This is a genomic window from Methylacidiphilum sp. Yel (assembly GCF_004421185.1).
Lineage (GTDB): Bacteria > Verrucomicrobiota > Verrucomicrobiia > Methylacidiphilales > Methylacidiphilaceae > Methylacidiphilum.
Genome location: NZ_LXQB01000004.1, coordinates 1 through 24,186 on the forward strand (window position 1 = coordinate 1; position 24,186 = coordinate 24,186).

A 24,186-nucleotide genomic window follows, 5' to 3' on the forward strand; every position below is an offset into this window, starting at 1 on the left:
GTTTGTCCTTTGCCTTGTGTCTGGATAAGGGACACCTGAGCCGTTCTCGCAGGAATGGAGATGGACAGGTAAGTGAGGCCGATGAGAGTGTCAGGGTCTATCAAAACCTCAACACCCTCATCGGAGAGCTTGCCCTGGCTAAATCTGGTCAGTTATCTCCAGGAATCCCCTGCCTTTAGGCATGGGGAGGATGTCAATTACTTTTAGAGGTTGACTTCCAATAAGTCCAAACAACACAGAAAAGTATCATTCTTTTGAGGCCAAGTGCACGGTTGAAAAAAGAAATTAAAAATGCGTTGACCCTCCTTTTCATTTTGCTTATAAGGGTCAAGTTGAATGATTTTTCCCGCACGTTCTCAAGGGATCCACTCTTTTTATTCTATTGAAAAACCCACTCAACCTTTTATTTACTTAAAAAACTCAAAGTTTTATGTCCGTGGTTGGTTTTTTGATGCTGAAGGGAAAGCGGCCAAACAAATTAAGGTGCAAAGCAAAAACGATGTGTTTTTTTGTCACCCCATGGAAAGGACCGATATCCAAAAAAAATATACCTCGGCTGATCTTTCGGTGGATGCAATGTGTGGTTTTGAACGGTTTTGTGATCTTAGTAGAGGTATTAAGTTTGTTCAAATCTTCGCACTCCTTTCTTCGGGCTTATGGATAGAGCTAAGTCGACACCTTGTTGTCGTGTTCAAGTCTAAAGATTGGAGGAAGAAAAGAATCGAAAAAAAAATTGAAGTTTTTTCTGCCTTCCCTAAACCTGAAACTCCTTCTTTAAGTCCAATCACTCAAAATTCCCAATGGCTCAAACATTCACTATTGCTTTTTTTGAACAATCTTACGACAACTCTTAAATTCCCTGTTTTTTCAAGCCCTCTTTTGAGCATTGTCATATCCACCAGGAATAGAGCCGAATTGCTCTATCAATGCTTTCAATCCATTCTGGCATATGTAGGATTGCCTTACGAATTGATCGTTGTCGATAATGCTTCAACCGATGAGACGCCCCTGCTTCTGGCCAAAACAGAAGGCATCAAAACTTTTAGGAATGATACTGATCTGGAGTATCTGCTCAGCGTTAATAAAGCTACATTGCTGGCTAAAGCCCCATACCTTCTCCTATTGAACAATGATATTATTCTTAGCCCACAAACCGTAGAACAAATGATAAGAACTATGGAATCCTATCCGGGCTGTGCTGCTGTGGGCTGTAAACTTGTTAGGCCAGATGGAACTTTACAGGAAGCAGGGTCTATTGTTTGGGCTGATGGCAGTGCCCTTGCCTACGGAAGGAATGATCCAGATCCAATGAGGCCTGAGTATAACTTTGTACGAGAGGTAGATTATTGTTCTGCAGCTTGTCTGCTAGTGCGTAGAGAATTATGGGAAAAACTTGGTGGCTATGATCCACAGTATGCTCCTGCCTATTATGAAGATAGCGATCTTTGTCTGAGTCTTTGGGCTATGGGGTATAAAGTTCTTTACCAGCCAGCAGCCTTGGTTTTTCATTATGAATTTGGAAGCCGCCCACTTGAAACTGTCAAAGCCATGATAGAAAAAAACCGGTGGAAATTCTTAGAAAAATGGAAGCAACAATTGCAATTGATGCACAGAGATGATGGCGATGTGTTGAAAGCCCGCGACAAGCGACATCAATCCGTCTATATACCAGAGAAGGAAAAAAGTAGCTGTTTTAAAGCAAGGATTTTGGTTCTGGATGACTGTGTTCCTCATTTCATGATGGGGAGAGGCTTCCCTAGGGCAATTACAATATTGCAGCTTCTCGAGCAGTTTGGATATTTTGTAACTTTTTATCCCATGCTTTCCCAAGAGTATTCTAAGAAACATTTGGAACTAGCTTTTATGGAAAAAATTGAGCTCATGATTGGATGGGGCTCAGAACGACTCGAAGATTTTTTGCAGGAAAGAAAAGAGTATTACGATTTTATTTTTGTGAGTCGTATCCACAATTTTATGCATGTAGCTAAGCTTGTGAAAAAAAGACCTGATTTTTTTAGCAAAACCAGAGTTATCTACGATGCCGAAGCGATCGTTGCAAGAAGAGAAATTTTGAAGAAAAGCCTTGAAGGTTTTGCACTGAAGGAAAAAGAAAAAAAAGAATTAATCGATAAAGAGCTTCTAATAGCTCAATATGCCCATAGGGTTGTTGCGGTATCCAAAGAAGAAGCTCAATATTTTCACCAAAAGGGTTTCGATGTACATATTCTTGGCCATTCGATTCATTGCAAGCCTACTGAGAGTAGCTTTGAACAAAGATCGGGCTTTCTTTTTGTTGGATATATGGGTGAGGAAGGTCCTAATACCGATGGATTGTCATGGTTTTCTCACTATGTGCTTCCGCATTTAAAAAAGAAAATCCACTCTCGCTTTGAGGTGCTAGCTATAGGCCAGGTTTCAAAAGACTTTGTAGAACAACTTAGCCCTTTGGGAATAAAGTTTTTGGGCCTTGTGGAAGATATTCAACCCTTCTTCGAAAAATGCAGAGTTTTTATTGCTCCGACCCGTTATGCAGCCGGAATTCCAATGAAAGTGCATGAAGCAGCTTCCTATGGCTTGCCGGTTGTGGCAAGCAAGCTTTTAGCTAAGCAACTCGCATGGACCCCAGGAGAAGAATTGCTTGCTGCTGATTCTCCAGAAGATTTTGCTGCCTGTTGTGAAAAACTTTATCAAGATGCATCCTTATGGAAGAAAATAAGAGAGAGCGCGCTCAACAAGGTCAAAATCGATTGTGATCCTAAACGGTTCGAAGAAAATCTTCTATCCCTATTTACATTTCCTAGAGATCAATAAAGCCGGTGAGGGATGTTGCCATTGACGTTGCTGTTGGGAGTTTTCCTATTGAGCGAAAGCCTAAATACAAGCCTATATCTTGGATATGAGATGTTGAAGATGCTTTGGAAGAAAAAAAATTTTTGAGTTTAGCGAGTTGCCAGCATAGTCTTCTCCGGGGAGTTGTCTTAGGAGGTCTAGCAAAGCAGACTTTGGTAAAATGCCTGCAGGAAACTCCATCGACTATATGTTGTAGCTTGAGAGGAACTTTTTCAAAGACGAACCCTTAGTCCTATCCAACTTGAGGAACCTGCCGTAATGAGCAGCATCAGTAATACGCTTATAATGGGAATCTAAAGAATTTGGCTAGGAGTTTTGTCTTTAAAGCGTTATTAAGAAGAAGGCTATGGACCTAGATGTAAGCTTGAGATGAAACTGTCCTTTAGGAGACAGGAAATAGTGTTCTTTCCGCCAGATCAAGATTGAGGAGCTTTTGAGGGATCAAAAGGAGAAAAAATCGTTGATATAGGAATGCTAACAAGGGGAAGGAAAGGAAAAGTAGCTAAGAAAAAAAAATGGTTGCAAAGAAAAAGCATTTTAAGAAATAATACACGCTTTAGAAAATTTTTCCCATGAACATAAGCCAAGTTCCTATTTTTGTATTGTGTGGAGGAATGGGGACACGATTAAGGGAAGAAACGGAGTTTAGACCAAAACCCATGGTAACAATTGGCAAGCATCCTATCCTTTGGCATATTTTGCAAAGTTATTCTAAGTTTGGCTTCAGAAGGTTTATCCTTTGTTTGGGATATAAATCTGAAGTGATCAAAAGTTATTTCCACAACTTTTTTTCTTTCAACAATGATTGCACAATCAATTTAAAGAACAATAAGACAGTAATCCATGAAAGCATCGAGCAGATTGATTGGGAAATTACCATGGCTTACACGGGGGAAAAGTCAATGACAGGAAGTCGGATTGCTCAAGCGGCAAAAAAGTACGTGGGTGAATCCGAACATTTTGGAGTGACTTATGGAGATGGGTTGACTGATGTGAATCTTGCTGATGAATTTTACTTTCATCTTAACCACAAGAAAATTGGTACCATTCTAGGAGTCAATCCACCATCCAGGTTTGGTGAATTGGAAGTGAAGGGAGATCAAGTTATTTGTTTCCGAGAAAAGCCTGAGTTCGAAAACGATTGGATTAATGGAGGTTATTTCTTTTTCAGAAGAGAATTTCTTTCTTATTTATCCGAGGATGAAAACTGTATCCTTGAGCGTGCTCCCCTTTTTAATTTGGCTAGAGATGGGGAACTGAAAGTCTATAAGCACAAAGGGTTTTGGGCGTGCATGGACACACAGAGAGATAGGGACATTCTTGTTAAAATGGTAGAGGAAGGCAATACCCCCTGGTTGACCAAAAAATAGGCCCTTATGAAAAAAGTTCTAATCACTGGGAATAAAGGCTATATTGGGGCGCATCTGGTTTCCCTCTGTAAAGAATATGGCTTTGAAGTTATAGGGTGTGATATTGGATTTTTTGAAGGCTGCCATTGGGATTCTATAGTGCCCGCTGATGAACAATGGGAGATGGATTTTTTGTCGATTGACGAAAGAAAGCTTGAAGGCATTGATGTCATCTGCCATCTGGCTGCTATATCCAATGATCCCATGGGGGAACTAGATGAGAAACTTACCTATCGTATAAACCGTGATGGGTCGGTTGCTTTAGCTAAAAAAGCTAAAAAAGCTGGCATCCCGCTATTTCTCTATGCAGGGAGTTGTTCAGTTTATGGGAAAGCCAGTTCTTTAGATTTAGATGAAACAGCTCCTTTTAATCCCGTATCAGCTTATGCACAATCCAAAGTGGAAGCTGAAAAAGAGATATCGCAACTGGCAGACGCCTCTTTTTCCCCTGTTTTCTTAAGAAACGCAACGGCTTTTGGTTATTCTCCGATGCTAAGGATCGATCTTGTGGCCAATAATCTGCTTGCCTGTGCTTTGGCCTTGAAGCAGATTAGGGTTTTGAGCGATGGAACACCTTGGAGACCTCTCGTTCATTGTAAAGATATTGCTCGAGCGTTTATTGCTCTGATCCAGGCTCCGAGAGAGAAAATTCATAATCAAGCGATTAATATTGGAGGCAACGAAGAGAACTATCAAGTCAGAGAGATTGTTGATAAGGTCAAGCAGTTAGTGCCACAAGCCGAAGTGGTGTATACGGGAGAGGTTGGAGCTGACCCAAGAAATTATAGAGTATCTTTTGATAAACTCTCCAAAATACTGCCTGATTTTAAGCTTGATTATTCTCTGGATAGGGGCTTAGAAGAGCTCTATGAATCTATGGTGAAAAAGAAATTTTCCAAGGAGGATTTTGAGTCTGATCGATTTGTCCGGTTACGAAGGCTAAAAAAGAAGTTGATGAAATAAGTTTGTTCCTATGAAATTTATTCCACTTCCTTTAGAGGGAGCTTATTTAATCGATCTTGAAAAAAAGGAAGACCCAAGAGGTTTTTTTGCACGATTTTTTTGCAAAAACGAGTATGCAAGCCATGGTCTTGATTCAACTATTGTGCAGATCAATACTTCTTTTAGTTTAAAAAGAGGAACCCTACGAGGTCTGCATTATCAAATCTTTCCAAAGGCTGAAACCAAAGTCATCCGGTGTATCCGTGGAGCTTTGTGGGATGTCATTGTCGATTTGCGTCCCGAGTCTAATACTTTTCTCTGTCATTATTCCTGTGAACTCAATGAGGAAAACAGACGGATGCTGTTTGTTCCTAAAGGGTTTGCGCATGGATTTTTGACATTAATGGATAATACAGAAGCTTTTTATTTGGTGGGAGAATTTTATGCTCCTGAATATGAAAGGGGAATTCGGTATAATGATCCAGCTTTAAATATTCCCTGGCCTTTTGAGCCTCTAGTTATTTCAGAAAAAGACAAAAGTTATCCTGACTTTGACAGGCATAGAGCCCTCCAATGAAAATTTTGTTTACGGGAGGAAGTTCTTTCACAGGATTCTGGTTTTGCAAACTCCTTTTGGAAAGAGGACATGAGGTAGTTGGCCTGCTCACTAAAAAAAGAAATGACTATGAGGGGATAAGAAAAAAAAGAATAGATTATCTTTCCTTGCACATGGATTTTGTCGAGGAAGCTCCTTTTGGTTCAGAAAAAGGACGGAGCCTTTTAAAAACCAAAACATTCGATGTCCTTTGTCATCATGGAGCATATGTTAAAGAGTACAAAAGTGAAAATTTTGATTGGCTTTTTGCCTTAGAAAACAATACGAAGCATATCCAGGAAGTCCTTAGTCTTTGTAAGGAGCATGCCGTTGGGACTATCATTCTTACCGGTTCGGTCTTTGAACCAAATGAAGGCATAGGCTCTACTCCTTTAAGAGCTTTCTCTCCTTACGGACTTTCTAAGGGCTTAACTGCAGAAGTCTTTAATTATTATGCTACTGTTTATGGACTTACTCTAGGCAAATTCGTTATTCCTAACCCATTTGGGATCTTTGAAGAAAAAAGGTTTACTTTTTATCTTATCGAAAACTGGAAAAGAAAACAAACGGCTGTTGTCCAAACCCCAAACTATATCCGCGATAATATTCCTTGTGATCTTCTTGCCCATTGTTATTGCCGGTTTGTCGAAAAGATGCATGCGGAAAAGCAAAAATTTTGTAAAGCAAATCCAAGTTATTTTATAGAATCCCAAGGAGCTTTTGCCCTTAGGGTTGCTAGAGAAGTTAGCAACCGAACTGGCTGGCATTGCCCTGTAGAACTTAAGGAACAAAAGAGCTATGCTGAACCTTACATGCGAGTCAATTTCCAACCGGCTCTTTTCGACGTTCCAGAGTGGTCTGAGAAACGTTTTTGGGATGATTATATCACTTATGCTATTGAGAATTACTAAATTTATCTTGAAAGAAAGCCATGTCAAAAAGAGCGGTTTTTAGACCAATGGAAGCTAGAGTGGAAACTGGACAGCTTCTGCGGTAGAAAAAGCTAGAAGATTAATTTTAAGGAAATAAAACTGAGCTATGATTTTCCTTGAATAGTAACAAAGGATGGGGTTTTTGAATTAGCGACGGTTTGATTTCTTTTTGCCCCGCTATAAAAAGATATATCGAATGAAAAATGATAGCCCAATAATAATTATAGGTGGGGGTATCATTGGCCTGGCTTTGGGCTATAAGCTTCTGCGATCAAAAAAAGTTTCTTCTCTGATAATTCTAGAAAAAGAAAAAGAAGTAGGGCTACACCAAAGCAGCCATAATAGTGGGGTGCTCCATGCTGGGCTTTATTACGCAGTTGGTAGTCTGAAAGCTAAACTCGCTGTCGATGGCATCAGACAGATGGTTTCTTTTTGTCGGGAAAATGGGATTGCTCATGAAATTTGTGGAAAATTGGTTGTTGCTAAAGAAGAAGCGGAACTCTCTGAACTTCATCGACTAAAAAAGCAAGGGGATGCGAATGGTCTTGTTGGATTACAAATTCTGGATTCCAAAGAGATGAAAAAAATTGAACCTTTTGCCAGCGGAATCGCTTCAATTTACGTTCCAGAAGAAGGAATTGTGGATTATAGACAAGTCTGTCAGGTGCTTGCTACTAAAATAGAACTCATGGGAGGGAAAATCTTTCGGGAAGCCAAGGTGGTTGACATTAAGAAAAAAGGTAGGACGTGGAAGATCAAGACAGGAAGAGGAAATTTTTTGACTTCTTTTCTAGTCAATTGTGCTGGGCTTTATTGCGATAGAATATGCCGTTTAGCAATGGGGCATTGCCCCATTCGAATTGTTCCTTTTAGAGGAGAATATTTCGAAATCAAAGAGCATAGGAAATACCTTGTTAAAAATTTGATCTATCCAGTTCCAGATCCTCGTTTTCCTTTTTTGGGGGTTCATCTGACCCGAATGATTAATGGAAGAGTTGAAGCAGGGCCCAATGCCGTTCTCTCTTTTTCAAGAGAGGGCTACTCTAAAGGCAGCTTCGATTGGAGGGATACCTATGAGATCTTTTCTTATCAAGGATTTTGGAATTTTTTAAAAAGATATCCTCTTGCAGCATGGGAAGAGTGGAAAAGATCAAGAAGGAAAAGCCTTTTTTGCAAGGCGATCCAAAAGTTGGTACCAGAAATTCAAGAACAAGACATGATTGCAGGAGCTGTTGGAATTCGGGCTCAAGCCCTCTTCCCCGATGGGAAACTTGTCAATGACTTTTTGTTTGTTAAAGAGGAAGGCGTGCTTCATCTTCTTAATGCTCCTAGTCCTGGAGCAACAGCCTCCTTGGCGATCGCTGATGAAATCGTAAATAGAATTGAAGCCTAAGATAATAGCAGAAATTATTCCTAGGGATTAAGAAAGGAAGTAGCCACATTTTCTCTAGTCTGAATTTTTAAACCTACCAATTAGCCGTCCACCCTCATTGGGGTGGGAAGGCTTTCACGCTTTTTAGGAAAATTTTCCATGCATCAACTGGTGCTATTAGGAAAATGAACGAGATTGGAAGCCAAATTTATTGATAGCCTAGAATCTGGATCTCTTAGATTTTTCGAATGTTTTCTAGACTAAGCACAGCATCTTTCGACACGTTTTCAAGAAATTATTGAAGAGGAAGCTAAGGCAGAAGAGCAATTTTCAAAAAGGGATGCCAACGCTTTACTTTCTGAACCACTTGCCATCAAATCCATAAGCACCTCCCTGTTGACTGGCCTCTCAAGAGAAAATAAATACAACTTAGCCTTCTTCTTCGTATTCGCCGATTTCTTTTTTAAGGGGAACTTCTTCCTTTTTCTTTTCTGCAACAACTATGGTTTTGGGAACAATCAGGCCAGCTAATAACATAGGTATAAGGGTGCTAACAAGAGTAGCAATAGTAATAATGGAATATTCTTCTCTATTCAATATTTTATTCTGGATCCCATAATGCGCAGCAATCAGTCCAAATGTCAATCCACCGGTTGCAAGAAGTGATCCATAAAGACTTTCTTTAATCGAATGTTTTTCAAGTATCAGATAAGGAAATAGGCCGAACAGCTTGAAGCATGTTTTAATCAGGGTGAGGAGAAGAATGGGGAAGAAGCCAAAAATCAAAGCATGAAGTGAAATGTGAAAGCCGCTTTTCATAAAAAAAAATGGAGTTAGTATACTGTAAGCGACCGCTCTAAGTCTTCTGCGTAATAACCTGTCTGTTGAGAAACTATTAGCTGAAAGAATGCCCAAAACAAAAGCCGGAAGTACCGGTTCAGTTTTAGCCATTGTGGCCAAAAATCCTAGGAGACTGAGCATGAAAAAGACAAATTTTATTTCTGGTTCGCTTACTGGACTTTTCTTAAGAAACGCAAGAAGGAATCTAAGAAATTTTGGGAAAAGCCATAGGATTATGAGAGCAATTATTCCGAAAATAATCGAGGAAATATCCCAATGTGTAAAAAACATGCCCAGAGCTAAAACTGAACCGAAATCTGTAATAAAACAGCTAGATAAAAGAGTCTTGCCTAATGAGCTGTTTTCTATGCCTCTTTCAACAAGGGAAGTATATATGATGGCAATGGAAGTGGTCCCAAGAGCAATACCAGCAATAAGACATTGAGCTGTTTTCCAATGTAAAAAATAATGGGAAAAAAGGGCAATGGCTAAGAATGGCAACAAAAAGGAGCTTAATCCCGAAAACATGTTTTTTTTCCACGATTCTTTGAAATATTCAGGTTCGATCTCTGTACCAGCAATAAAACAGAGCATCGTAGCTCCTAACTTAGACAAAAAATTCATCCATTCTGTTGGATTGGAAAGAGCTAAAAAATGACTTAGAACAGCTCCCATAAGAATTTCAGCAAGAGCAACAGGGATTTTCAACCGGATTGCAAAGAGCGCTGCAGAAAAAGCCCCGCCCATCCAGAGGGAAATAAAAAACCATGGGTTTTCCAAAATATTCATAGCAGCTAAAAGAAGAAAAGGCACTCTTTAAGGGGAAGTTGCTTCTTACCTTTAGGCTTTTCTGGAATTGACCCTCAAAAGTTGGACAAAGAAAAAGAAAACGTTTTATTTCTAACCGGTCAACTACTCCGTCCTAAAGGACGGAGCTTGCATCTAGGCTTCACCGCAGCTTGCGCGTATCTCGAAAGACGCGCGGCTTTGGCTTCATCACCCGATGCTTTAGGGGCGGCTGACAATCGCCCCGTCCTCATCCAGTCTTGCCAGATGAAAAGCGTTTGCATGCTGACGTTTCTGGCAGCCACTAAATCGGCCTGGAGCGTATACCCACAATGGGCGCATACAAACAGCAGCCCATTATTGGGCCGATTCTCCCGCCCAACATGCCCGCAAACCGGCCGTCTCTGGCTTGAGGAATCCGCATCCACCCAATCCGGCACTCCGCCAGGCAGCCGGATTTTGTAAGCCGTCTTGGCTTGCAGCTTCGCAAAACCCCAAGTGCTCCCCTTGCGGCTACGGAAACCTTCTCCGACTGTCTGCGCTCGGTTCGATGACGGATAGCCTTTAGCCCCTCCATTCCAACCATAGCGTGTGGCTCCGCGAGTGCCCTTCGCTTGCATCGCACTTCGTGTACTGGAGGGACGCGCTTGGCCAGGTGCCTTCGGTGTCCACCAGGATAAAAACGACATTTGCCTCGGGTAGTGGGTTCCACCGCGATGTTCCAGCGGTTCATGTCCACCCCTTTGACCGTGGTGATGGTATCTAGCGGATTCCGGTCCAAAGCCTTTTCGACGGACACCAGCAGCTACCATGCCCTGGATGCAGGGTCCTGACAGAGCAGGGCACCGCCCAGTGTGATGCCATGCTCCCTGGGCCCGCACCATCCACTCCAGATGCCGGTTCCATCCTTCGTATCGGACCGGATGCCTCCGCCCAAAGTCCCCATGCTGACCGTTTGTTCCTTGCCCAAGGACCAGTCCTGGCGATGGTTCAAAGTCATGGACATGGCAGTGAATCTGGATGCCTTGTCAAGACCCTTATAGCGCCGGGCTGGTCCAGCCTTTTGCTTTATGGGCCGCGCCCGCTTTGGCGCGTTCCCAGAGGGTTTTGTAGGCCGCAGCCACTTGCCTGGGCACGTTGCATGCCATTTGAGCTGGCAGCCCGAACCACTTGCGCAAATCCTGGGACACCAGCCTTTGCAGTTTCCTGCCTTGCGATATCTTCCCGCACACAAAAGCGACAGTGGATGCGTGATTCAGGGCGTTATGGTAAGCCAACGCCATGGGCCAAACCGCCTCCTCCTGCTCTTTAGTGAGCAGGAGCTTCAGTTTGCACCTCAGCGATTGGGTGGCTGGCAATTCATTCAGGTTGACGATTATTAGGTTTCAGTTGTAAAGCATCGCCGCTGCGCGGCGGCGCTATCCCTCTGCCGCCTTGAAAGGCGGGGACTCCCGTGCAAATTTGTTGAAAGTTTTAAAACGACAGAAATGGATTTGAACTATTGACAAAAGAGTAAAGCTCCTTTATTCGTACTACATATGTATTTTAGCATTAATCGCTAGGAAAAAAGGGCGATCCACCTGAAGAACTTGTTAGCTGTGAAACCTCTAGTAATGTAAGCTTTGGAGAATCTACTCTTAGATCCTTCTCCAGAACGTCGCAAAGAAGCAGAAAAGTAGCTTCATTTCTTTTGAACAAAAAATAAGTAAAGACTTTGAGACAATGGAGGATGTTACTTTCTCCTGAGAATGTTGCTGCTTTAGGATTTTCTTAACATGTCTATCAAAAAGAAATTCTTATGAATTCATTAAAGCACTTATTCAAACCTTTGGTTGTTGGAGAGATTACCGTAGCAAATCGAATCTGGATGGCCCCAATGACTCGATGTCGGGCAGGGCAACCGGGGGATGTTCCTACAGAATTAATGGCTAAATATTATGCTCAGCGGGCCTCTGCAGGACTCATTATTACCGAAGCCACGCAGATCAGTAAAGAAGGGCAAGGATACATATGGACACCTGGTATCTACACGGATGCTCAGGAGGAAGGTTGGCGTCGAGTTGTGGAAGCGGTTCATCAGGCTGGGGGAAAAATCGCCTTGCAACTTTGGCATGTTGGTAGAATCTCTCATCATCTCCTTCAAGAAGGAGGAAAACCTCCCGTTGCTCCTTCGCCTATTCAGGCAAAAAATTCTAAATGTTTTGTTTTATTGCCTGATGGTACCCCGGCTCAGGTAGATCCAGATGTTCCAAGAGAACTTTCTATTCCAGAAATTCATCGGATCATTGGCGAGTATGCCGCTGCTGCAAAACGAGCCATGAGAGCTGGTTTTGATTTAGTCGAAATCCATTGTGCTAATGGATACCTGCCCAATCAGTTCCTCGATATTCGTGCAAATCAAAGAAAAGATCAATATGGGGGATCTCTTCAGAATAGGGCACGTTTCGTGCTCGAAGTGGTCGATGCGGTTTGTGAGGCTATAGGAAATAAACGGGTAGGGGTGCGTCTTTCTCCGAAAGGAATTTTTTGCGATATGACAGTAGAAGGGAGCATGGAGACAAATTTGTATGTTGCCTCTGAACTTGGGAAGCGTTCTATTGCCTATCTTCACATTGTTGAGCCAGATTGGGCCGAAGGGCAACCTCTAACAGATGAAGAACGGAAGGCTTTCCGTGAATCTTTCCCAAATGTATTAGTTTTTTGTAGTGGTTATACGGCTGAGCGAGCGGAATCGACCATTGCTTCAGGAATTGCTGATGCTATTGCTTTTGGCCGACTGTTTATTGCTAATCCAGATTTGCCGGAACGGTTTCGACGTGGAGCTTTATTGAATGTACCAGATCCTTCCACATTTTATGGAGGAGGAGAAAAAGGGTACACAGATTATCTGACTATCGATGAACAAAATCGATGAACAAAACAGGAGAGGAAAGGGGACTGTTCTCTAGTTACCATTTGCTTTTTGGAGAGCTTTGAAGAAAGCTTGAAAAACCGGCCCATAATAGACTAAATCTCTTTCCGGATGGTATTGGACACCAATACAAAAAGGATAAGACTTAAGCCTTAGCTGTTCGATAATTCCATCATATTTCGCTCGGGCTTCTATCGAGAGTCCTTCAGCAATCCTCTTTATAGCCTGGTGATGTGAACTATTGACAGCTTGAAATTGGAAAGTAGCATTTTTTTCGACTCTCAGCTCTTGCAGGTTTTGGTCATAGAATTTTGGTTCATTATGGCCGGGAATATTGAGAGAAAGACTTCCACCTAGAAAAATATTAAGCAGCTGGATTCCACGACAAATGCAAAGTATTGGTTTGCCTTTGTTAAGGGTTTGCTCAAGTAAAGCAAACTCCCATTTATCCCGTTGGGAATTGGGAGAGATTATCTGAGAAGGATCTTCCCCATCTATATTGCTATACTGTTCTTGATATTCTCTTGAGATATCCTCTCCTCCCGTTAGTAGAAGTCCATCGTACTCTTTAGGAGAGGGGATTGGGTAGAGCGTTGAACCAACCTCTTGTCTATGTTCCCTAATATTGAGAATTTGGATAGAATACGTGTTAGCTAGTTGATTGAGCTTCTCAAAGTATTGTTTATCCTTATCTCGGATCCAACAATAAACTTTTTTAATCACTTATAAAATAAAATCTAGCCTCTATAAGCCATCAAATTTTTTTTTCGATGTATTGAATAGAGATCACTTAGAAAAAAATAACAATGTATATTATATTTTTTTATTTAAAATATATATTAAATTTATTTATTTTATTTTCTTAGAAATAAGTTATTTGAAATGAACAACATAAAAAATAAATAAAATTTTATAAAATAATATATTACTATTATTAAATTATAAGCATTCTAATAATAGAATTAGCTGCATTAGGTAATGTTTGTAATATTAGTTTATTTTTTATTGCAAAGTTTCCATAATTGATCTATTTTCTTTCTCTAAAAATGTATACACTAGCTTCTTTCCTTTATTTCGCCTTTTATTCTAATTGCATATTTTCTGTTAAAAGGCCAAAGGATTCTTTGTAGAAGTCCATTGGGTTAAAATCGAGCCTCTAGCAAAAAATGAACGAATATCTCCTTAAGGGATTACTTTTTATTTTTATTTTTTACATTTCTTTTGTCGTTCTTGCAAAGAACAATTTTAGATTTATCTATTGGCTCAGTGTTTGTTATTCAGGGTTTGGCCTACTATGTTCTCTTTCTTTTCTTCTCTCTGGTCAATCCAGTCAGTCCATAAGCTTTCCTCTTGGCCTACCAACTACGGGGGCTCACTTTAAAATCGATGCATTAGCTAGCTTTTTCCTTTTGATCGTTAATCTTGGATCCTTCGTCTCTTCATTCTATGGCATCGGGTATGGTTCGCATACATCCGAACAGTCAAGAACCCTTCCTTTTTACATTATTTTCTTGGGTTCGATGAATATGGTCCTCCTTGCTGCAGATGCCTTTAGTTTCCTTTTTTTCTGGGAATTGATGTCTTTATCTTCATGGGCATTGGTCATGTCTTCTCATCAGCACAAAGAAACAGCTGAGGCAGGCTTTATTTATATTTTGATGGCTTCTCTTGGAACATTTGCTTTGCTTTTTGCCTTGAGTCTCATCGCTGCTCCTTCTAAATCCTACTGTTTTGATCAGATGGGTAAGGTAAGTATGGATGGAAAGCTAGCTTCTCTTATCTTTTTACTTGCTTTATTGGGAGCAGGATCGAAAGCGGGCCTTATACCTCTTCATGTTTGGCTGCCAAAAGCTCATCCTGCAGCCCCAAGCCATGTATCAGCTCTCATGAGTGGAGTGATGACGAAAGTGGCCGTTTATGGGTTTATTCGAATTGTTTTTGAACTGCTTCCATCCCAAGAAAAATGGTGGAGCATCCTGATTCTGATCATTGCTGGGATTTCCACAGTGGTAGGAGTCCTTTATGCCCTGATGCAGCATGATATAAAAAGACTACTTGCCTATCATACGATTGAAAATATCGGCATTGTCTTTATAGGGATTGGGTTATCCATGGCTTTTAAAATTTACGGTATGACTGCAGCTTCGGCCTTGGCAATGACAGCGGCTCTCTTTCATGCACTGAACCATTCGATTTTCAAAAATCTGCTCTTTTTAGGCTCTGGAGCGATCCAGTCTGCTACGGATCAAAGAGACATGGAAAAACTGGGGGGCTTGATTTTGAATATGCCTCATACCGCCTTTACTTTTTTAATTGGCAGTGTGGCCATCAGCGCGCTTCCTCCACTAAATGGTTTTGTTTCCGAATGGCTTCTCATGCAATCGATTCTGCAGAGTCCCCAACTTCCCTCTTGGGGAATGAAGTTCCTTGTTCCCTCTGTGGGAGCCTTTCTTGCTTTGTCAGCAGCTCTGGCAGCATCATGTTTTATTAAAGTTTATGGGATAACCTTTTTGGGCCGTCCGAGATCGATGCAATCAACCGTAGCTTCTGAAACAGACCGTTGGTCAGTATTAGCAATGTATGCTCTGGCTTTTCTCTGCATTATTTTTGGTATCTTCCCTAGACTAGTAATTCATTTGCTTGGGCCCGTTGTTAGAGCGATTGCAGCTACCCATTACTTTCCTCTTTCTGCTAAATCCTTCTTCATGCCTTTGTCCCTTGTAGTTGACCAAAATGCTTATAATGGGTTTGTTCTAGTACTTCTGCTTGGGATTTTCTTATTTTTCATATTAATTAGTGTCAAATGGCTTTCCTCTAATCAATTCAGAAGAACGCCTATTTGGGACTGTGGGTATCCAGAGAAAAGCCCTGACTGCCAATATACCGCGAATAGTTTTGCACAACCTATCCGAAAAGTCTTTGGTCCTTTCCTTTTTGCCACAAAAGAAAAAGTTGTATGTAGCGAGCCTTGGTATCCAAAGGCTGCTAAAATGATTGTCAAACTGCATGACCAGATATGGGAATATCTCTACAAACCTGTGGCTATGGCTATTGATCGCATTAGTGAAAAAATCAATTTCCTCCAGTTTCTTACCGTTAGGAGGTATCTGGTATTAGTGTTTTTAACCTTGGTGTGTCTTTTAGGTTGTTTGGCATTTTTGTTATGATTAAAAATTTGGTTTTTCAATGTTTTGATGCGTTCTTTCTTCTTGCTTTCAGTCCGCTTGTGATTGGCATAATAAGAAAGACGAAAGCGCGGTTCCTTCTAAAACAGGGTCCTTCTCTTTTGCAGCCCTACTACGACCTTATGAAATTGTTTCGTAAGGAAGTGACTCTTCCTGACTCTGCTTCATGGTTATTTAAAGCTACGCCCTATGTGGTCTTTACATTCAGCTGGCTAGCAGCCTCCCTTGTGCCTACTTTTTCTACAAATCTGCTTTTCAGTAAAACAGCGGATCTCATTGCGATTGTAGCCCTCTTAGGTACGGCCAGGTTTTTCCTTTCCCTTGCGGCCTTAGATGCAGGGACAAGTTTTGGGGGATTAGGATCTAGCAGAGAATCTTTGATTGCTTCTCTTGCTGAACCCGCAATGATCATGATCATTTTCACAATAGCTTTGGTAGCGAAATCAACAGATCTCTCTGCAATTTCTACTTTTATGATTTCTGGACAAGCAGGTTTAAGAGTCTCCTTGTGGCTTGCTTTGGCTTCTTTAGTTCTGGTTGCTATTGCTGAAAATGGGAGGATTCCTGTGGATAATCCTGCCACCCACCTGGAATTGACAATGATTCACGAAGCCATGATTCTCGAGTATTCTGGCAAATACTTAGCGTTGCTAGAGGTTGCCAGTCAACTTAAAATCGTCCTTTATCTTTCTCTGGTTGCTGCAGTTTTTTTCCCTTTTGGTATGTCAACCATGGGGAGTGGGATTTCTAGCTTTTTTATAGGGCTTTTTACCTATATTGCCAAAATTGGCTTAGGGGCCAGCATGCTAGGATTTTTTGAAATCTTGGTGGCAAAGATGCGGCTTTTCAAAATCCCAAACTTTCTTGGAGCTGCTTTCATGCTTGCACTTCTTGCTACCGTACTCCTTTTTGTTTCACGAAGCTTATGAATCATAACCTTTATTTTGATATCACCCATATGCTAGCTGGCTCAATGCTCCTAGTCAGCTTTGTTCTTCTTTATCAAGACAGAATGTTTAGCCTTCTGAACGTCTATACCGTGCATGCTTTAGTTCTTGCAGCAGCTGCTGCCTGGCAAGGATTTGTTCAGCAGGCACCGCATCTCTACGCCACAGCGGTTATAGCTTTGGTGTTCAAAGCGATAGCTATCCCTTTGACACTGAGATGGTTGATTGTCAAGCTAGCAATCCACAGGGAGATAGAAAAGGTGGTGGGTTCGGGGATTTCTGTGATCGCTGGGTTTTTCCTTACAGCCTTATCGATAACTGTCATGATGAAAGCCAGTGGGGGTACCGATCCAATGACCCGAGAAGATCTTTCGTTTGCACTAGCGGTGGTTTTGATCGGTCTTTTGATGATGGCTGGTAGACGCAATGCTATAAGCCAGGTTGTTGGGTTTATGTCCATGGAAAATGGTTTGATTTTAGCGGCCGTTGGAGCAAAAGGAATGCCACTTGTTGTTGAAATAAGTGTGGCCTTTTCTGTTCTAGTCGCGTTGATCGTTATCGGTATCTTTCTTTTCCGAATTAGAGAAAGATTCGATGTCGTTGATATCCGTGGATTAGAAAAGTCAGGAGGGGAACGGTAAAATGTACCTAAAAGCTATTCTTCTTTTTCCATTGATTGGAATACTTCTGCTGTCTCTGATCAGAAGCTATAGGATCTCATCCTTTTTAAACACCCTCTTTTCTTTTCTCTCTTTTGCTAGCTCCCTTCTTTTGCTTGTCAAAAGAGAGTCAGCTGGATTGTTTTTTGTTGTAGATGAACTCAACATCGTTTTTATCCTCCTGACAAACTTTGTTGGCTTCACGACCGCTTTGTTTAGTCAACACTATATTGCTCATGAAATAAAGACAGGGCATATATCCGCTGTTTCCTTGAGATTTTATCACGGGATGTATCAATCGCTTCTTTTTGGGATGAATCTGGCGCTTTGTTCCAACAACATAGGATTGATGTGGGTTGCTATTGAAATCGCTACGCTTTCGACGGTTCTTATGGTTGGTATTTACCGAACAGCTGAAGCACTTGAAGCTTCATGGAAATATTTCATCCTTGGTGGAGTGGGTATAGCTCTGGCTCTCTTTGGTACCTTTCTTTTTTATATTTCTGCCCGTCCAGCAATTGGAGAAGGATTGTCGGCGATGGCATGGACAAATCTCCTTTCCCATGCGTCGAATCTTGATACTTCTCTCCTGAACATTGCCTTTGTTTTCATTCTCCTGGGTTATGGAACAAAAGCGGGACTGTTTCCATTACACGCCTGGTTGCCAGATGCGCATGCAGAAGGTCCAACCCCTATTTCTGCTGTACTTTCAGGGTTGCTCCTTAATGTGGCTCTATATGCGATCCTGCGGTTTAAAATGCTTCTTGCTGCCAATCCACATGCCTTGCAGGCAGGCCCACTCTTAATGTCTATGGGACTTGCTTCGGTACTGTTCGCTGCCCTTATGCTTTACAAACGAAGAGATATCAAACGGCTTTTTGCTTACTCATCGATTGAACATATGGGAATTATTGCCTTTGCCTTTGGGATTGGCGGAGCGCTTGCTAACTTTGCTGGGCTTTTGCATATGAGCATGCATAGCTTGACTAAGTCAGCGATTTTTTTTGCAATTGGTTACATCTCTCAGATTAAAAGGACACAGAAGATAGCTGATTTATCTGGATTAACAGCGAGTCATCCTGTTCTGGGCTGGGGGCTTGTATTTGGGGTGCTTGCCATAGCCGGTCTTCCACCAATGGGAGTGTTTATGAGTGAATTTTTAGTCCTCAGTTCAGCTTTTGCTAAAGCACCACTCCTTGCAGCTTTGCTTGCCTGCGGGTTGATCATTGCCTTTGGAGCACTCTTGCTCAAACTTGTTCAAGTGGCTTTTGGAGAGCCAAAAGGGACGTCTACTGTGGTCCCTTCTTTATATCTGCCTATGTTGAGCCATTTTCTTCTTATCCTTATCGCTGGAATCTACATTCCTCCGCATGTGGTGGAATGGTTTAAACATACCTCTTTACTTTTAAAATGAGTTTATGAAAAAACTAGAACTTTCTCCGCATTTCACAGAAGAAGCCATAGAGATTGAGGCTGGAAAGAGAAAGAAATATTGGTCTTTGGAAAAAGTCAGTGAGGAACGTTGGATTGAGCTTTCCAAAGAGATAGCTAGTGGAAAATGGACTCTATTTGGTCTTTGGGGTTCGCCTCAAAAAGTCAATATGGTTCTTCTCGATGAGTCTCAGTCAAAGCTGCAAGTAATAGAACTGGAGACACCACTAGGAAAATTTCCTTCGGTAGCTATAGAGGTTCCCTCGGCTGCCAGGTTAGAAAGAACTATTCATGATCTGTTTGGATTAATCCCTGAAGGCTCCTTCGACAATCGCCCATGGCTTGATCATGGAAAATGGCAATTGCGTTTTCCTCTAGGAAATATCCTTCCCCCCGATGAACAAAAACCCTATCCTTTTTTTCTGTCCGAAGGGGAAAATCTCCACCAAATACCTGTAGGCCCTGTCCATGCTGGCATCATTGAACCTGGTCATTTTCGATTCACAATGGGAGGAGAAATAGTTGTGCGTATGGAAGAACGACTAGGCTATACCCATAAAGGTATAGAAAAACTTTTCTTTGAGGCTTCAATCGAAAGGGGGGCTGAAATTGCAGCTAGAATTTCTGGTGATGCGACCGTTGCTTATTCCTATGCTTATGCGCTTGCTGTTGAAGAAGCCATGGGAATAACTCCTTCTCCAAGGGCTGTTTGGTTAAGAGCGCTGATGGCTGAAATGGAAAGGATGGCCAATCACTTTGGGGATATTGGAGCAATCTGTAATGATGCGGCTTTCCCAAGGATTTTGAGTCGGTGCGCTGTTTTAAGAGAAAAAATTTTGCGGTTTTCTAAAGACTTTTTTGGACACAGATTGATGATGGGAAGTATCGTTCCAGGAGGGCTTAAAGTAGATTTGAGCAAGGAAGGAAAAGAAAATCTCTATCGGCTTCTTGAAGAAATCAACGAGGAACTTTGTTCTATAAAATATTTTTATGATTCAAAAAACTCTTTACAAGATAGGACGGTGGGCACAGGGGTATTGAATGCTCGATCTGCAAAGCTCTTTGGAGCTGGTGGGTTTATTGGAAGAGCTTCTGGAAGAAACTTTGATGCCCGAAAATGCTTCGCGTATCCTCCCTATGATAAACTTTCCTTTGAATCCCCTTTGTTAGAGGCAGGAGATGTCAATGCGAGGGTGTGGATTCGGATCTTAGAAATTGAACAGAGTAGCTTTTTGATCGAACAGATTTTGAATAATTTGCCTTCTGGAAGCACCCTTTCAGTAATTAAAGAGTCAAAAGTATGCGGGCAGGGACTTGCTGTCGTAGAAAGTTTTCGTGGGGATATATTGCTATGGATAGAGATTGAAAAAGGAAAGATCAGCCGCTGTCATCCAAGGGATCCTTCCTGGTTTCAGTGGCCGCTGCTTGAAAAGGTTATTGTTGGAGCGGTTGTCGCGGATTTTCCGCTTTGTAATAAATCCTTCAACTGTTCTTATTCAGGACATGATCTATAAGGAAGAAGACCCAAATGAAAAGCTATTTTCTTAAAAATATTTGGCCAAGAATGTTAACAGAAAAGATTGCGACTGAAAAAGAAAGCGAACTGATTAAACTTTCAGAAGCTTTGCAAGGAGTCTGCAGAAAAAAACTTGGAAGAAGCCTGGCTATAAGGGAGGTGGATGCGGGGTCTTGTAATGGCTGTGAATTAGAAATCCATGCTCTAAACAATCCTTTTTATGATATTGAAAGATTTGGAATCCGTTTTGTGGCTTCGCCTAGGCATGCCGATCTACTTCTAGTTACTGGTCCTGTGACCAAAAACATGAGTGAAGCCTTAAAAAGAACATACGATTGTACTCCAATTCCTAAATGGGTAGTAGCTGTTGGAGATTGTGCTGCAGGCTGTGGGGTCTTTAGGCAGAGCTATGCAGTCATGAGCGGTGGAGTAAGTGATGTTGTACCAGTTGACCTCTGGATCTATGGGTGCCCACCTTCACCGATTGATCTTCTTCGTGGATTGATCCTATTAATGGAACAATGAACTTTTAGGAGTGGGTACAATTGATTTTAAGCGCAAGTCTTTCTCTTTGAGCTGATGGATAGAATCGGAGGCGAGAAAGTCAGGATACGGATTCTGGCGCATTGCAACCGGCTGATCTGTTATGGCTTTAAATTGATTGGAAGTGCCAAGCCACACAGAAGATGAATGCTAAATGGCTCTATCTTAATGGAAAGTGTTTGCTTAGGCCTTTTGTGTATCTTGTTAGGGCGCGCTGAACTGTGCCTTTATCGACATGAAGGCAGAAAAAAGTTAGCCGGATAGATGATTTAAGAAAATTGATTATTGCTCTGATGGTTTTTAAGTGGTGAATACTAAATTCTTGGTTAGTAGACAAATCACTTGACTGCCAAAGAGTGGCAAAATATCCAATGCGCAGTTCTATTTCCCTTGCTGTGTATCGGACTCAACATCAGTTAACCTAGGTTTTCAGCAAAGCATTTGCTGGATAGGCATGCTAGGCTAGATTATCAAAAAGCATTTACCTGCCTGTTTTAACCTACTGCAAGAAGGTCTCTTAAGCGTGAATAAGGTTGTATTCCTGCGTTGCCATTATTCGAATGGACTCAATACTCAAGTTCAGCATTGGCTCTGGCTCAATCCCAAAACCAATTGATCGTTATCGGTTGAAGCCAAGCTGTCGTATTCGGTCTGGGACTGGAGTGAGGCAACACTATAGCTTGCAATGAAGATGGTCAAATAGAGAGTCGCTATCTTGAACGCGGGCTTAATGCAGCGAAGCTTTTGTTAATTAAGGGGTCAATGGGTCATTTGACCCTTCTTATGAATTCTCTCAAAGAATTACAGTTTCTCTGGATCCAACCACGGATAGTAAAAAAAGCTGAAAGGGGAATATAGAGGAAAGATAAAAAGGAAGGCAACCGATAAGTTTTTACAATCTCTGAGGAGGGAAAACGAAGGGATTTGAGGATAAATAAGCATTTTGTTTTTTTAGAATCAAAGAGTTCAAAAAGTGTAACATGACGTATAAGGGGCAGAGAAGAAGACTTTGGAGGCGCAGAAAAAAGAGTTTCTCTTTTGATCCAATGTCTTTCTAAAACTTCAAGAATAGGTTCAGGGATAGGACTTTCATAATATTTTTTAGACAAGGCCAGTCCGAATAAACAGAATCGGCTCCAACCAAAGCGGAAAGCTTTTTCAATCACTCTTTGCCAATCTTGTTGAGAAAAGTTTGCCCACAAAATGAATTGATGAAGATCTAAAAGATAACTCAATTTTTCCCATCGATGCTTGCTTCCATGAGCCAATAAAAAAAGAAGCTCATTTTCTTTAGGCATCCTTTGAAGGGGGATACCCTCAAAAGCAGACATGGAGGATTCTTCCCAGGTTGATTCCAAAAATCTTTTGTCCAATACCCTATTAAAACAGGGAGCCCAATGGAGCTCACAAATGGATGGGGCCAGATCTTCTTCAAAATTTTTTTTTATTAAAGTTAGATCTTTCTCCCAAAAAAAGAGGGAGGAAAGCTTGAAGGAAGAAGGGTTGTATGGATTGTACCCAAGTTTGGAATGAAGGAGAACGATAGCTTTTTGGATATCTGGGATTGGGACTAGCAGGTCGATATCGGTGATGGTTTTTGAAAAAAAATCTTCGTAGAGTCTTTGACAAAGGTCCAATCCTTTTAAGGATATTGTTTGGATGCCATCCTCATGGAAGAGAAACAGTATTTTTTTAAACTCATCCAAAAGCAATGAATTCCTTTTTAAAATGTGTTTATACAGGAGAGAGAATTTTAGGTCGATATCTGGGGGGAGAAGAAAAGGAAAGTTATCTTTAAGTTTATTATAAACAATAGGCCATAAGGAATGCAGGAAGGAAAATTTGAAAAATTGATGCCAGTCGAAATCTTGTCTTGAAAGAATTTTTAAAAGTTCTGTTTTTTGTAAATTATCAAGCATTTTATTGCTTAAAAGAAGCAGCGCATTTTGTTCAGGGCTTAATAAGAAATTATTTTCTTTCTTTTTTTTGGTTTTCATTATAAACAATTAATTCCAACAATTATTTCTTAAATATAGGCAGATGCACTAGATATATATTAGTGCTTACACTGTATATTCTTTCAGAAAATTGTCATCCCTAATTTGCTTGTGTTAAAACTTAAATTTTACTTAATCTCTCTTAATCTTTTTAAAAGAGCAAACTTAACACAGGAGGTAATTAAATGAATACAGAGATAGATTTTAGTCAATTTGAGATGGAAACTTTGGAGTCGCGAGAGCTTTTTGCTGCCGCTGCTGTGCCACATCATTTAATCAACTTGAATTTGCCTTTGGACCTTTCTTTACAGCTGAATAATCCAACCAACGGACAACCTATTTTAAATGTCAATCTTCCAGCCGATCTATCCCTACACGTCAATCAACCCAATTTATCAGGATTAGTGCAACCGATAGGGACAACAGTTTCGACTATAACAACTCCTGTGGTGGGATTGGTAGGTGAGGTTGTTAGTCCATTATTGGGAACAGTAACTGGATTGCTTAGTTCAGTTCTAGCAGTTGTTTAAAAACAACAAAAAAGTTCTGGGCTTTCCTGTTCCTGATAAGGGAAGCCCAGTAGCTAAGAGTTCAACGAAGGACTATAGAGGAGGAAAAAGGAAAAAAATGAAAGAAAATTTAACTAACTGTGAGGATACTAAGCTTTTTGAAATAGAAGTACTGGAATCGAGAGAGCTTTTTGCGGCAGTTGCCCTTCCTCACCACTTGATGAATATAAATCTCCCTGGAGAATTTTCAACACAGCCAAACAATCTTCTTTCACCAGTAATTCATACCCAGGTTTCTACTCCACTTAGCGACCCAGGCACAAGCCAGCTTCCGATTTATCTGCATCTAACTGTTGGAGGACCACAGGCTGCTCTTCAAATTGGAGATCTGAATTTAGCTAAGGATCTTCAACCTTTGCTTAGTGGCGTTAATGGGGTTTTGAATGTAGCAAGTGGACTGATTAACGATTTGCTCAGTCCCCTTTTAATTACTGTGCTATCGGTTATTTAAATGATTTGTTAGGTTGTCGTTAATAAAAACAAAAATGGAATGGGAGGGAAAGAAGATGGAAGAAACTCATAATTTGGCATTAATCAATCTGGAGATCTTTGAGGCAAAACTCAAAGAAAAGATTAAATTTATGTGGAAACATCCCCAATTTTCTCCATTGGGAAATTTAAGTCATTTTTCGAATCAGTTTCCAGATCTAAGAGCTCAACTTCTATCAGCAACTGCATTGGCGAGTGTTGGCTTATAAGAGT

General features: G+C 41.1%; 20 protein-coding genes. 16 read left to right on the forward strand and 4 right to left on the reverse strand.

The features are described 5' to 3' along the window. The first annotated feature begins 336 nt into the window (after nt 1-336). The 6 genes from A7Q09_RS00550 to lhgO all read left to right on the forward strand — a co-directional run bounded on the left by A7Q09_RS00550 (nt 337) and on the right by lhgO (nt 8,121). Nucleotides 337-2,811, forward strand: coding sequence for a glycosyltransferase (locus A7Q09_RS00550; RefSeq protein ID WP_134389387.1), 2,475 nt, complete (start codon nt 337-339; stop codon nt 2,809-2,811). A gap of 611 nt (nt 2,812-3,422) precedes the next feature. Then, nucleotides 3,423-4,220, forward strand: a complete 798-nt coding sequence (locus tag A7Q09_RS00555; RefSeq protein WP_134389388.1) for a sugar phosphate nucleotidyltransferase — start codon at nt 3,423-3,425, stop codon at nt 4,218-4,220. Nucleotides 4,221-4,226: 6 nt separating this feature from the next. Next, nucleotides 4,227-5,222: an NAD(P)-dependent oxidoreductase gene (locus A7Q09_RS00560; RefSeq protein WP_134389389.1), complete on the forward strand. Its 996-nt coding sequence runs from the start codon at nt 4,227-4,229 to the stop codon at nt 5,220-5,222. Nucleotides 5,223-5,232: 10 nt separating this feature from the next. Then, the gene (rfbC, locus tag A7Q09_RS00565; RefSeq protein WP_134389390.1) at nt 5,233-5,778 is read left to right on the forward strand and encodes a dTDP-4-dehydrorhamnose 3,5-epimerase; all 546 of its coding nucleotides are present in this window, start codon (nt 5,233-5,235) and stop codon (nt 5,776-5,778) included. Continuing rightward, on the forward strand, nt 5,775-6,707 hold the full coding sequence (locus tag A7Q09_RS00570) for an NAD(P)-dependent oxidoreductase (RefSeq protein ID WP_134389391.1): 933 nt from the start codon (nt 5,775-5,777) through the stop codon (nt 6,705-6,707). The genes rfbC and A7Q09_RS00570 overlap by 4 nt, the downstream gene beginning before the upstream one ends. Nucleotides 6,708-6,924: 217 nt before the next feature. Beyond that, nucleotides 6,925-8,121, forward strand: coding sequence for an L-2-hydroxyglutarate oxidase (lhgO, locus tag A7Q09_RS00575; protein WP_134389392.1), 1,197 nt, complete (start codon nt 6,925-6,927; stop codon nt 8,119-8,121). Nucleotides 8,122-8,529: 408 nt separating this feature from the next. Here lhgO and A7Q09_RS00580 read toward each other — a convergent pair whose 3' ends face one another. Beyond that, nucleotides 8,530-9,729 carry a cation:proton antiporter gene (locus tag A7Q09_RS00580; RefSeq protein ID WP_244228429.1) on the reverse strand — a complete coding sequence of 400 codons (1,200 nt, stop codon included), beginning with the start codon at nt 9,727-9,729 and terminating at the stop codon, nt 8,530-8,532. A gap of 119 nt (nt 9,730-9,848) precedes the next feature. Further along, nucleotides 9,849-10,415, reverse strand: coding sequence for a zinc ribbon domain-containing protein (locus A7Q09_RS00585; RefSeq protein WP_208526650.1), 567 nt, complete (start codon nt 10,413-10,415; stop codon nt 9,849-9,851). 1,109 nt (nt 10,416-11,524) lie between these two features. On the opposite strand from A7Q09_RS00585, the gene A7Q09_RS00590 reads away from it, so the two are divergent. Then, nucleotides 11,525-12,640: an alkene reductase gene (locus A7Q09_RS00590; protein ID WP_134389395.1), complete on the forward strand. Its 1,116-nt coding sequence runs from the start codon at nt 11,525-11,527 to the stop codon at nt 12,638-12,640. Nucleotides 12,641-12,670: 30 nt separating this feature from the next. Here the strand turns inward: A7Q09_RS00590 and A7Q09_RS00595 are convergent, their stop codons facing one another. Then, a complete protein-coding gene (locus tag A7Q09_RS00595; RefSeq protein ID WP_134389396.1) occupies nt 12,671-13,360 on the reverse strand; it encodes a gamma-glutamyl-gamma-aminobutyrate hydrolase family protein in 690 nt (229 codons plus the stop codon). A gap of 443 nt (nt 13,361-13,803) precedes the next feature. Between A7Q09_RS00595 and hyfB the strand changes: the two genes are divergently transcribed. From hyfB to A7Q09_RS00625, 6 genes are read left to right on the forward strand one after another with little or no spacing between them, the layout of a single operon-like run. Continuing rightward, nucleotides 13,804-15,804: a hydrogenase 4 subunit B gene (gene hyfB, locus A7Q09_RS00600; protein ID WP_134389397.1), complete on the forward strand. Its 2,001-nt coding sequence runs from the start codon at nt 13,804-13,806 to the stop codon at nt 15,802-15,804. Then, nucleotides 15,801-16,751, forward strand: a complete 951-nt coding sequence (locus A7Q09_RS00605; protein ID WP_134389398.1) for a respiratory chain complex I subunit 1 family protein — start codon at nt 15,801-15,803, stop codon at nt 16,749-16,751. Before hyfB ends, A7Q09_RS00605 begins: the two co-directional genes overlap by 4 nt. After that, a complete protein-coding gene (locus tag A7Q09_RS00610) occupies nt 16,748-17,410 on the forward strand; it encodes a hydrogenase-4 component E (RefSeq protein ID WP_134389399.1) in 663 nt (220 codons plus the stop codon). Before A7Q09_RS00605 ends, A7Q09_RS00610 begins: the two co-directional genes overlap by 4 nt. A 1-nt stretch (nt 17,411) precedes the next feature. Continuing rightward, entirely contained in the window at nt 17,412-18,842 is a 1,431-nt protein-coding gene (locus A7Q09_RS00615; protein WP_134389400.1) for a hydrogenase 4 subunit F, read from the forward strand. Nucleotides 18,843-18,846: 4 nt separating this feature from the next. After that, the gene (locus A7Q09_RS00620) at nt 18,847-20,373 is read left to right on the forward strand and encodes an NADH-quinone oxidoreductase subunit C (protein ID WP_134389401.1); all 1,527 of its coding nucleotides are present in this window, start codon (nt 18,847-18,849) and stop codon (nt 20,371-20,373) included. Between the two features lie 14 nt (nt 20,374-20,387). After that, a complete protein-coding gene (locus A7Q09_RS00625) occupies nt 20,388-20,900 on the forward strand; it encodes an NADH-quinone oxidoreductase subunit B family protein (RefSeq protein ID WP_134389402.1) in 513 nt (170 codons plus the stop codon). Nucleotides 20,901-21,685: 785 nt separating this feature from the next. Here A7Q09_RS00625 and A7Q09_RS00630 read toward each other — a convergent pair. Continuing rightward, a complete protein-coding gene (locus tag A7Q09_RS00630) occupies nt 21,686-22,915 on the reverse strand; it encodes a nucleotidyltransferase family protein (RefSeq protein WP_134389403.1) in 1,230 nt (409 codons plus the stop codon). A 185-nt stretch (nt 22,916-23,100) separates the two neighbouring features. Here A7Q09_RS00630 and A7Q09_RS00635 point away from each other — a divergent pair, with 185 nt between their 5' ends. From A7Q09_RS00635 to A7Q09_RS00645, 3 genes are all read left to right on the forward strand, one after another. Further along, nucleotides 23,101-23,445 (forward strand): hypothetical protein, encoded by a 345-nt coding sequence (locus tag A7Q09_RS00635; protein ID WP_134389404.1) that lies wholly within the window; start codon nt 23,101-23,103, stop codon nt 23,443-23,445. A gap of 97 nt (nt 23,446-23,542) precedes the next feature. Further along, entirely contained in the window at nt 23,543-23,935 is a 393-nt protein-coding gene (locus tag A7Q09_RS00640; RefSeq protein WP_134389405.1) for a hypothetical protein, read from the forward strand. Between the two features lie 55 nt (nt 23,936-23,990). After that, entirely contained in the window at nt 23,991-24,182 is a 192-nt protein-coding gene (locus A7Q09_RS00645) for a hypothetical protein (RefSeq protein ID WP_134389406.1), read from the forward strand. Nucleotides 24,183-24,186 lie beyond the last annotated feature (4 nt).

What these genes read in the sequence shown, in the direction of transcription:
- A7Q09_RS00550 (WP_134389387.1), top strand. Translation starts at nt 337, where the DNA reads ATGATTTTTCCCGCACGTTCTCAAGGGATCCACTCTTTTTATTCTATT.
- A7Q09_RS00555 (WP_134389388.1), top strand. Translation starts at nt 3,423, where the DNA reads ATGAACATAAGCCAAGTTCCTATTTTTGTATTGTGTGGAGGAATGGGG.
- A7Q09_RS00560 (WP_134389389.1), top strand. Translation starts at nt 4,227, where the DNA reads ATGAAAAAAGTTCTAATCACTGGGAATAAAGGCTATATTGGGGCGCAT.
- rfbC (WP_134389390.1), top strand. Translation starts at nt 5,233, where the DNA reads ATGAAATTTATTCCACTTCCTTTAGAGGGAGCTTATTTAATCGATCTT.
- A7Q09_RS00570 (WP_134389391.1), top strand. Translation starts at nt 5,775, where the DNA reads ATGAAAATTTTGTTTACGGGAGGAAGTTCTTTCACAGGATTCTGGTTT.
- lhgO (WP_134389392.1), top strand. Translation starts at nt 6,925, where the DNA reads ATGAAAAATGATAGCCCAATAATAATTATAGGTGGGGGTATCATTGGC.
- A7Q09_RS00580 (WP_244228429.1), bottom strand. Translation starts at nt 9,729, where the DNA reads ATGAATATTTTGGAAAACCCATGGTTTTTTATTTCCCTCTGGATGGGC.
- A7Q09_RS00585 (WP_208526650.1), bottom strand. Translation starts at nt 10,415, where the DNA reads ATGTCGTTTTTATCCTGGTGGACACCGAAGGCACCTGGCCAAGCGCGT.
- A7Q09_RS00590 (WP_134389395.1), top strand. Translation starts at nt 11,525, where the DNA reads ATGAATTCATTAAAGCACTTATTCAAACCTTTGGTTGTTGGAGAGATT.
- hyfB (WP_134389397.1), top strand. Translation starts at nt 13,804, where the DNA reads ATGAACGAATATCTCCTTAAGGGATTACTTTTTATTTTTATTTTTTAC.
- A7Q09_RS00605 (WP_134389398.1), top strand. Translation starts at nt 15,801, where the DNA reads ATGATTAAAAATTTGGTTTTTCAATGTTTTGATGCGTTCTTTCTTCTT.
- A7Q09_RS00610 (WP_134389399.1), top strand. Translation starts at nt 16,748, where the DNA reads ATGAATCATAACCTTTATTTTGATATCACCCATATGCTAGCTGGCTCA.
- A7Q09_RS00615 (WP_134389400.1), top strand. Translation starts at nt 17,412, where the DNA reads ATGTACCTAAAAGCTATTCTTCTTTTTCCATTGATTGGAATACTTCTG.
- A7Q09_RS00620 (WP_134389401.1), top strand. Translation starts at nt 18,847, where the DNA reads ATGAAAAAACTAGAACTTTCTCCGCATTTCACAGAAGAAGCCATAGAG.
- A7Q09_RS00625 (WP_134389402.1), top strand. Translation starts at nt 20,388, where the DNA reads ATGAAAAGCTATTTTCTTAAAAATATTTGGCCAAGAATGTTAACAGAA.
- A7Q09_RS00630 (WP_134389403.1), bottom strand. Translation starts at nt 22,915, where the DNA reads ATGAAAACCAAAAAAAAGAAAGAAAATAATTTCTTATTAAGCCCTGAA.
- A7Q09_RS00635 (WP_134389404.1), top strand. Translation starts at nt 23,101, where the DNA reads ATGAATACAGAGATAGATTTTAGTCAATTTGAGATGGAAACTTTGGAG.
- A7Q09_RS00640 (WP_134389405.1), top strand. Translation starts at nt 23,543, where the DNA reads ATGAAAGAAAATTTAACTAACTGTGAGGATACTAAGCTTTTTGAAATA.
- A7Q09_RS00645 (WP_134389406.1), top strand. Translation starts at nt 23,991, where the DNA reads ATGGAAGAAACTCATAATTTGGCATTAATCAATCTGGAGATCTTTGAG.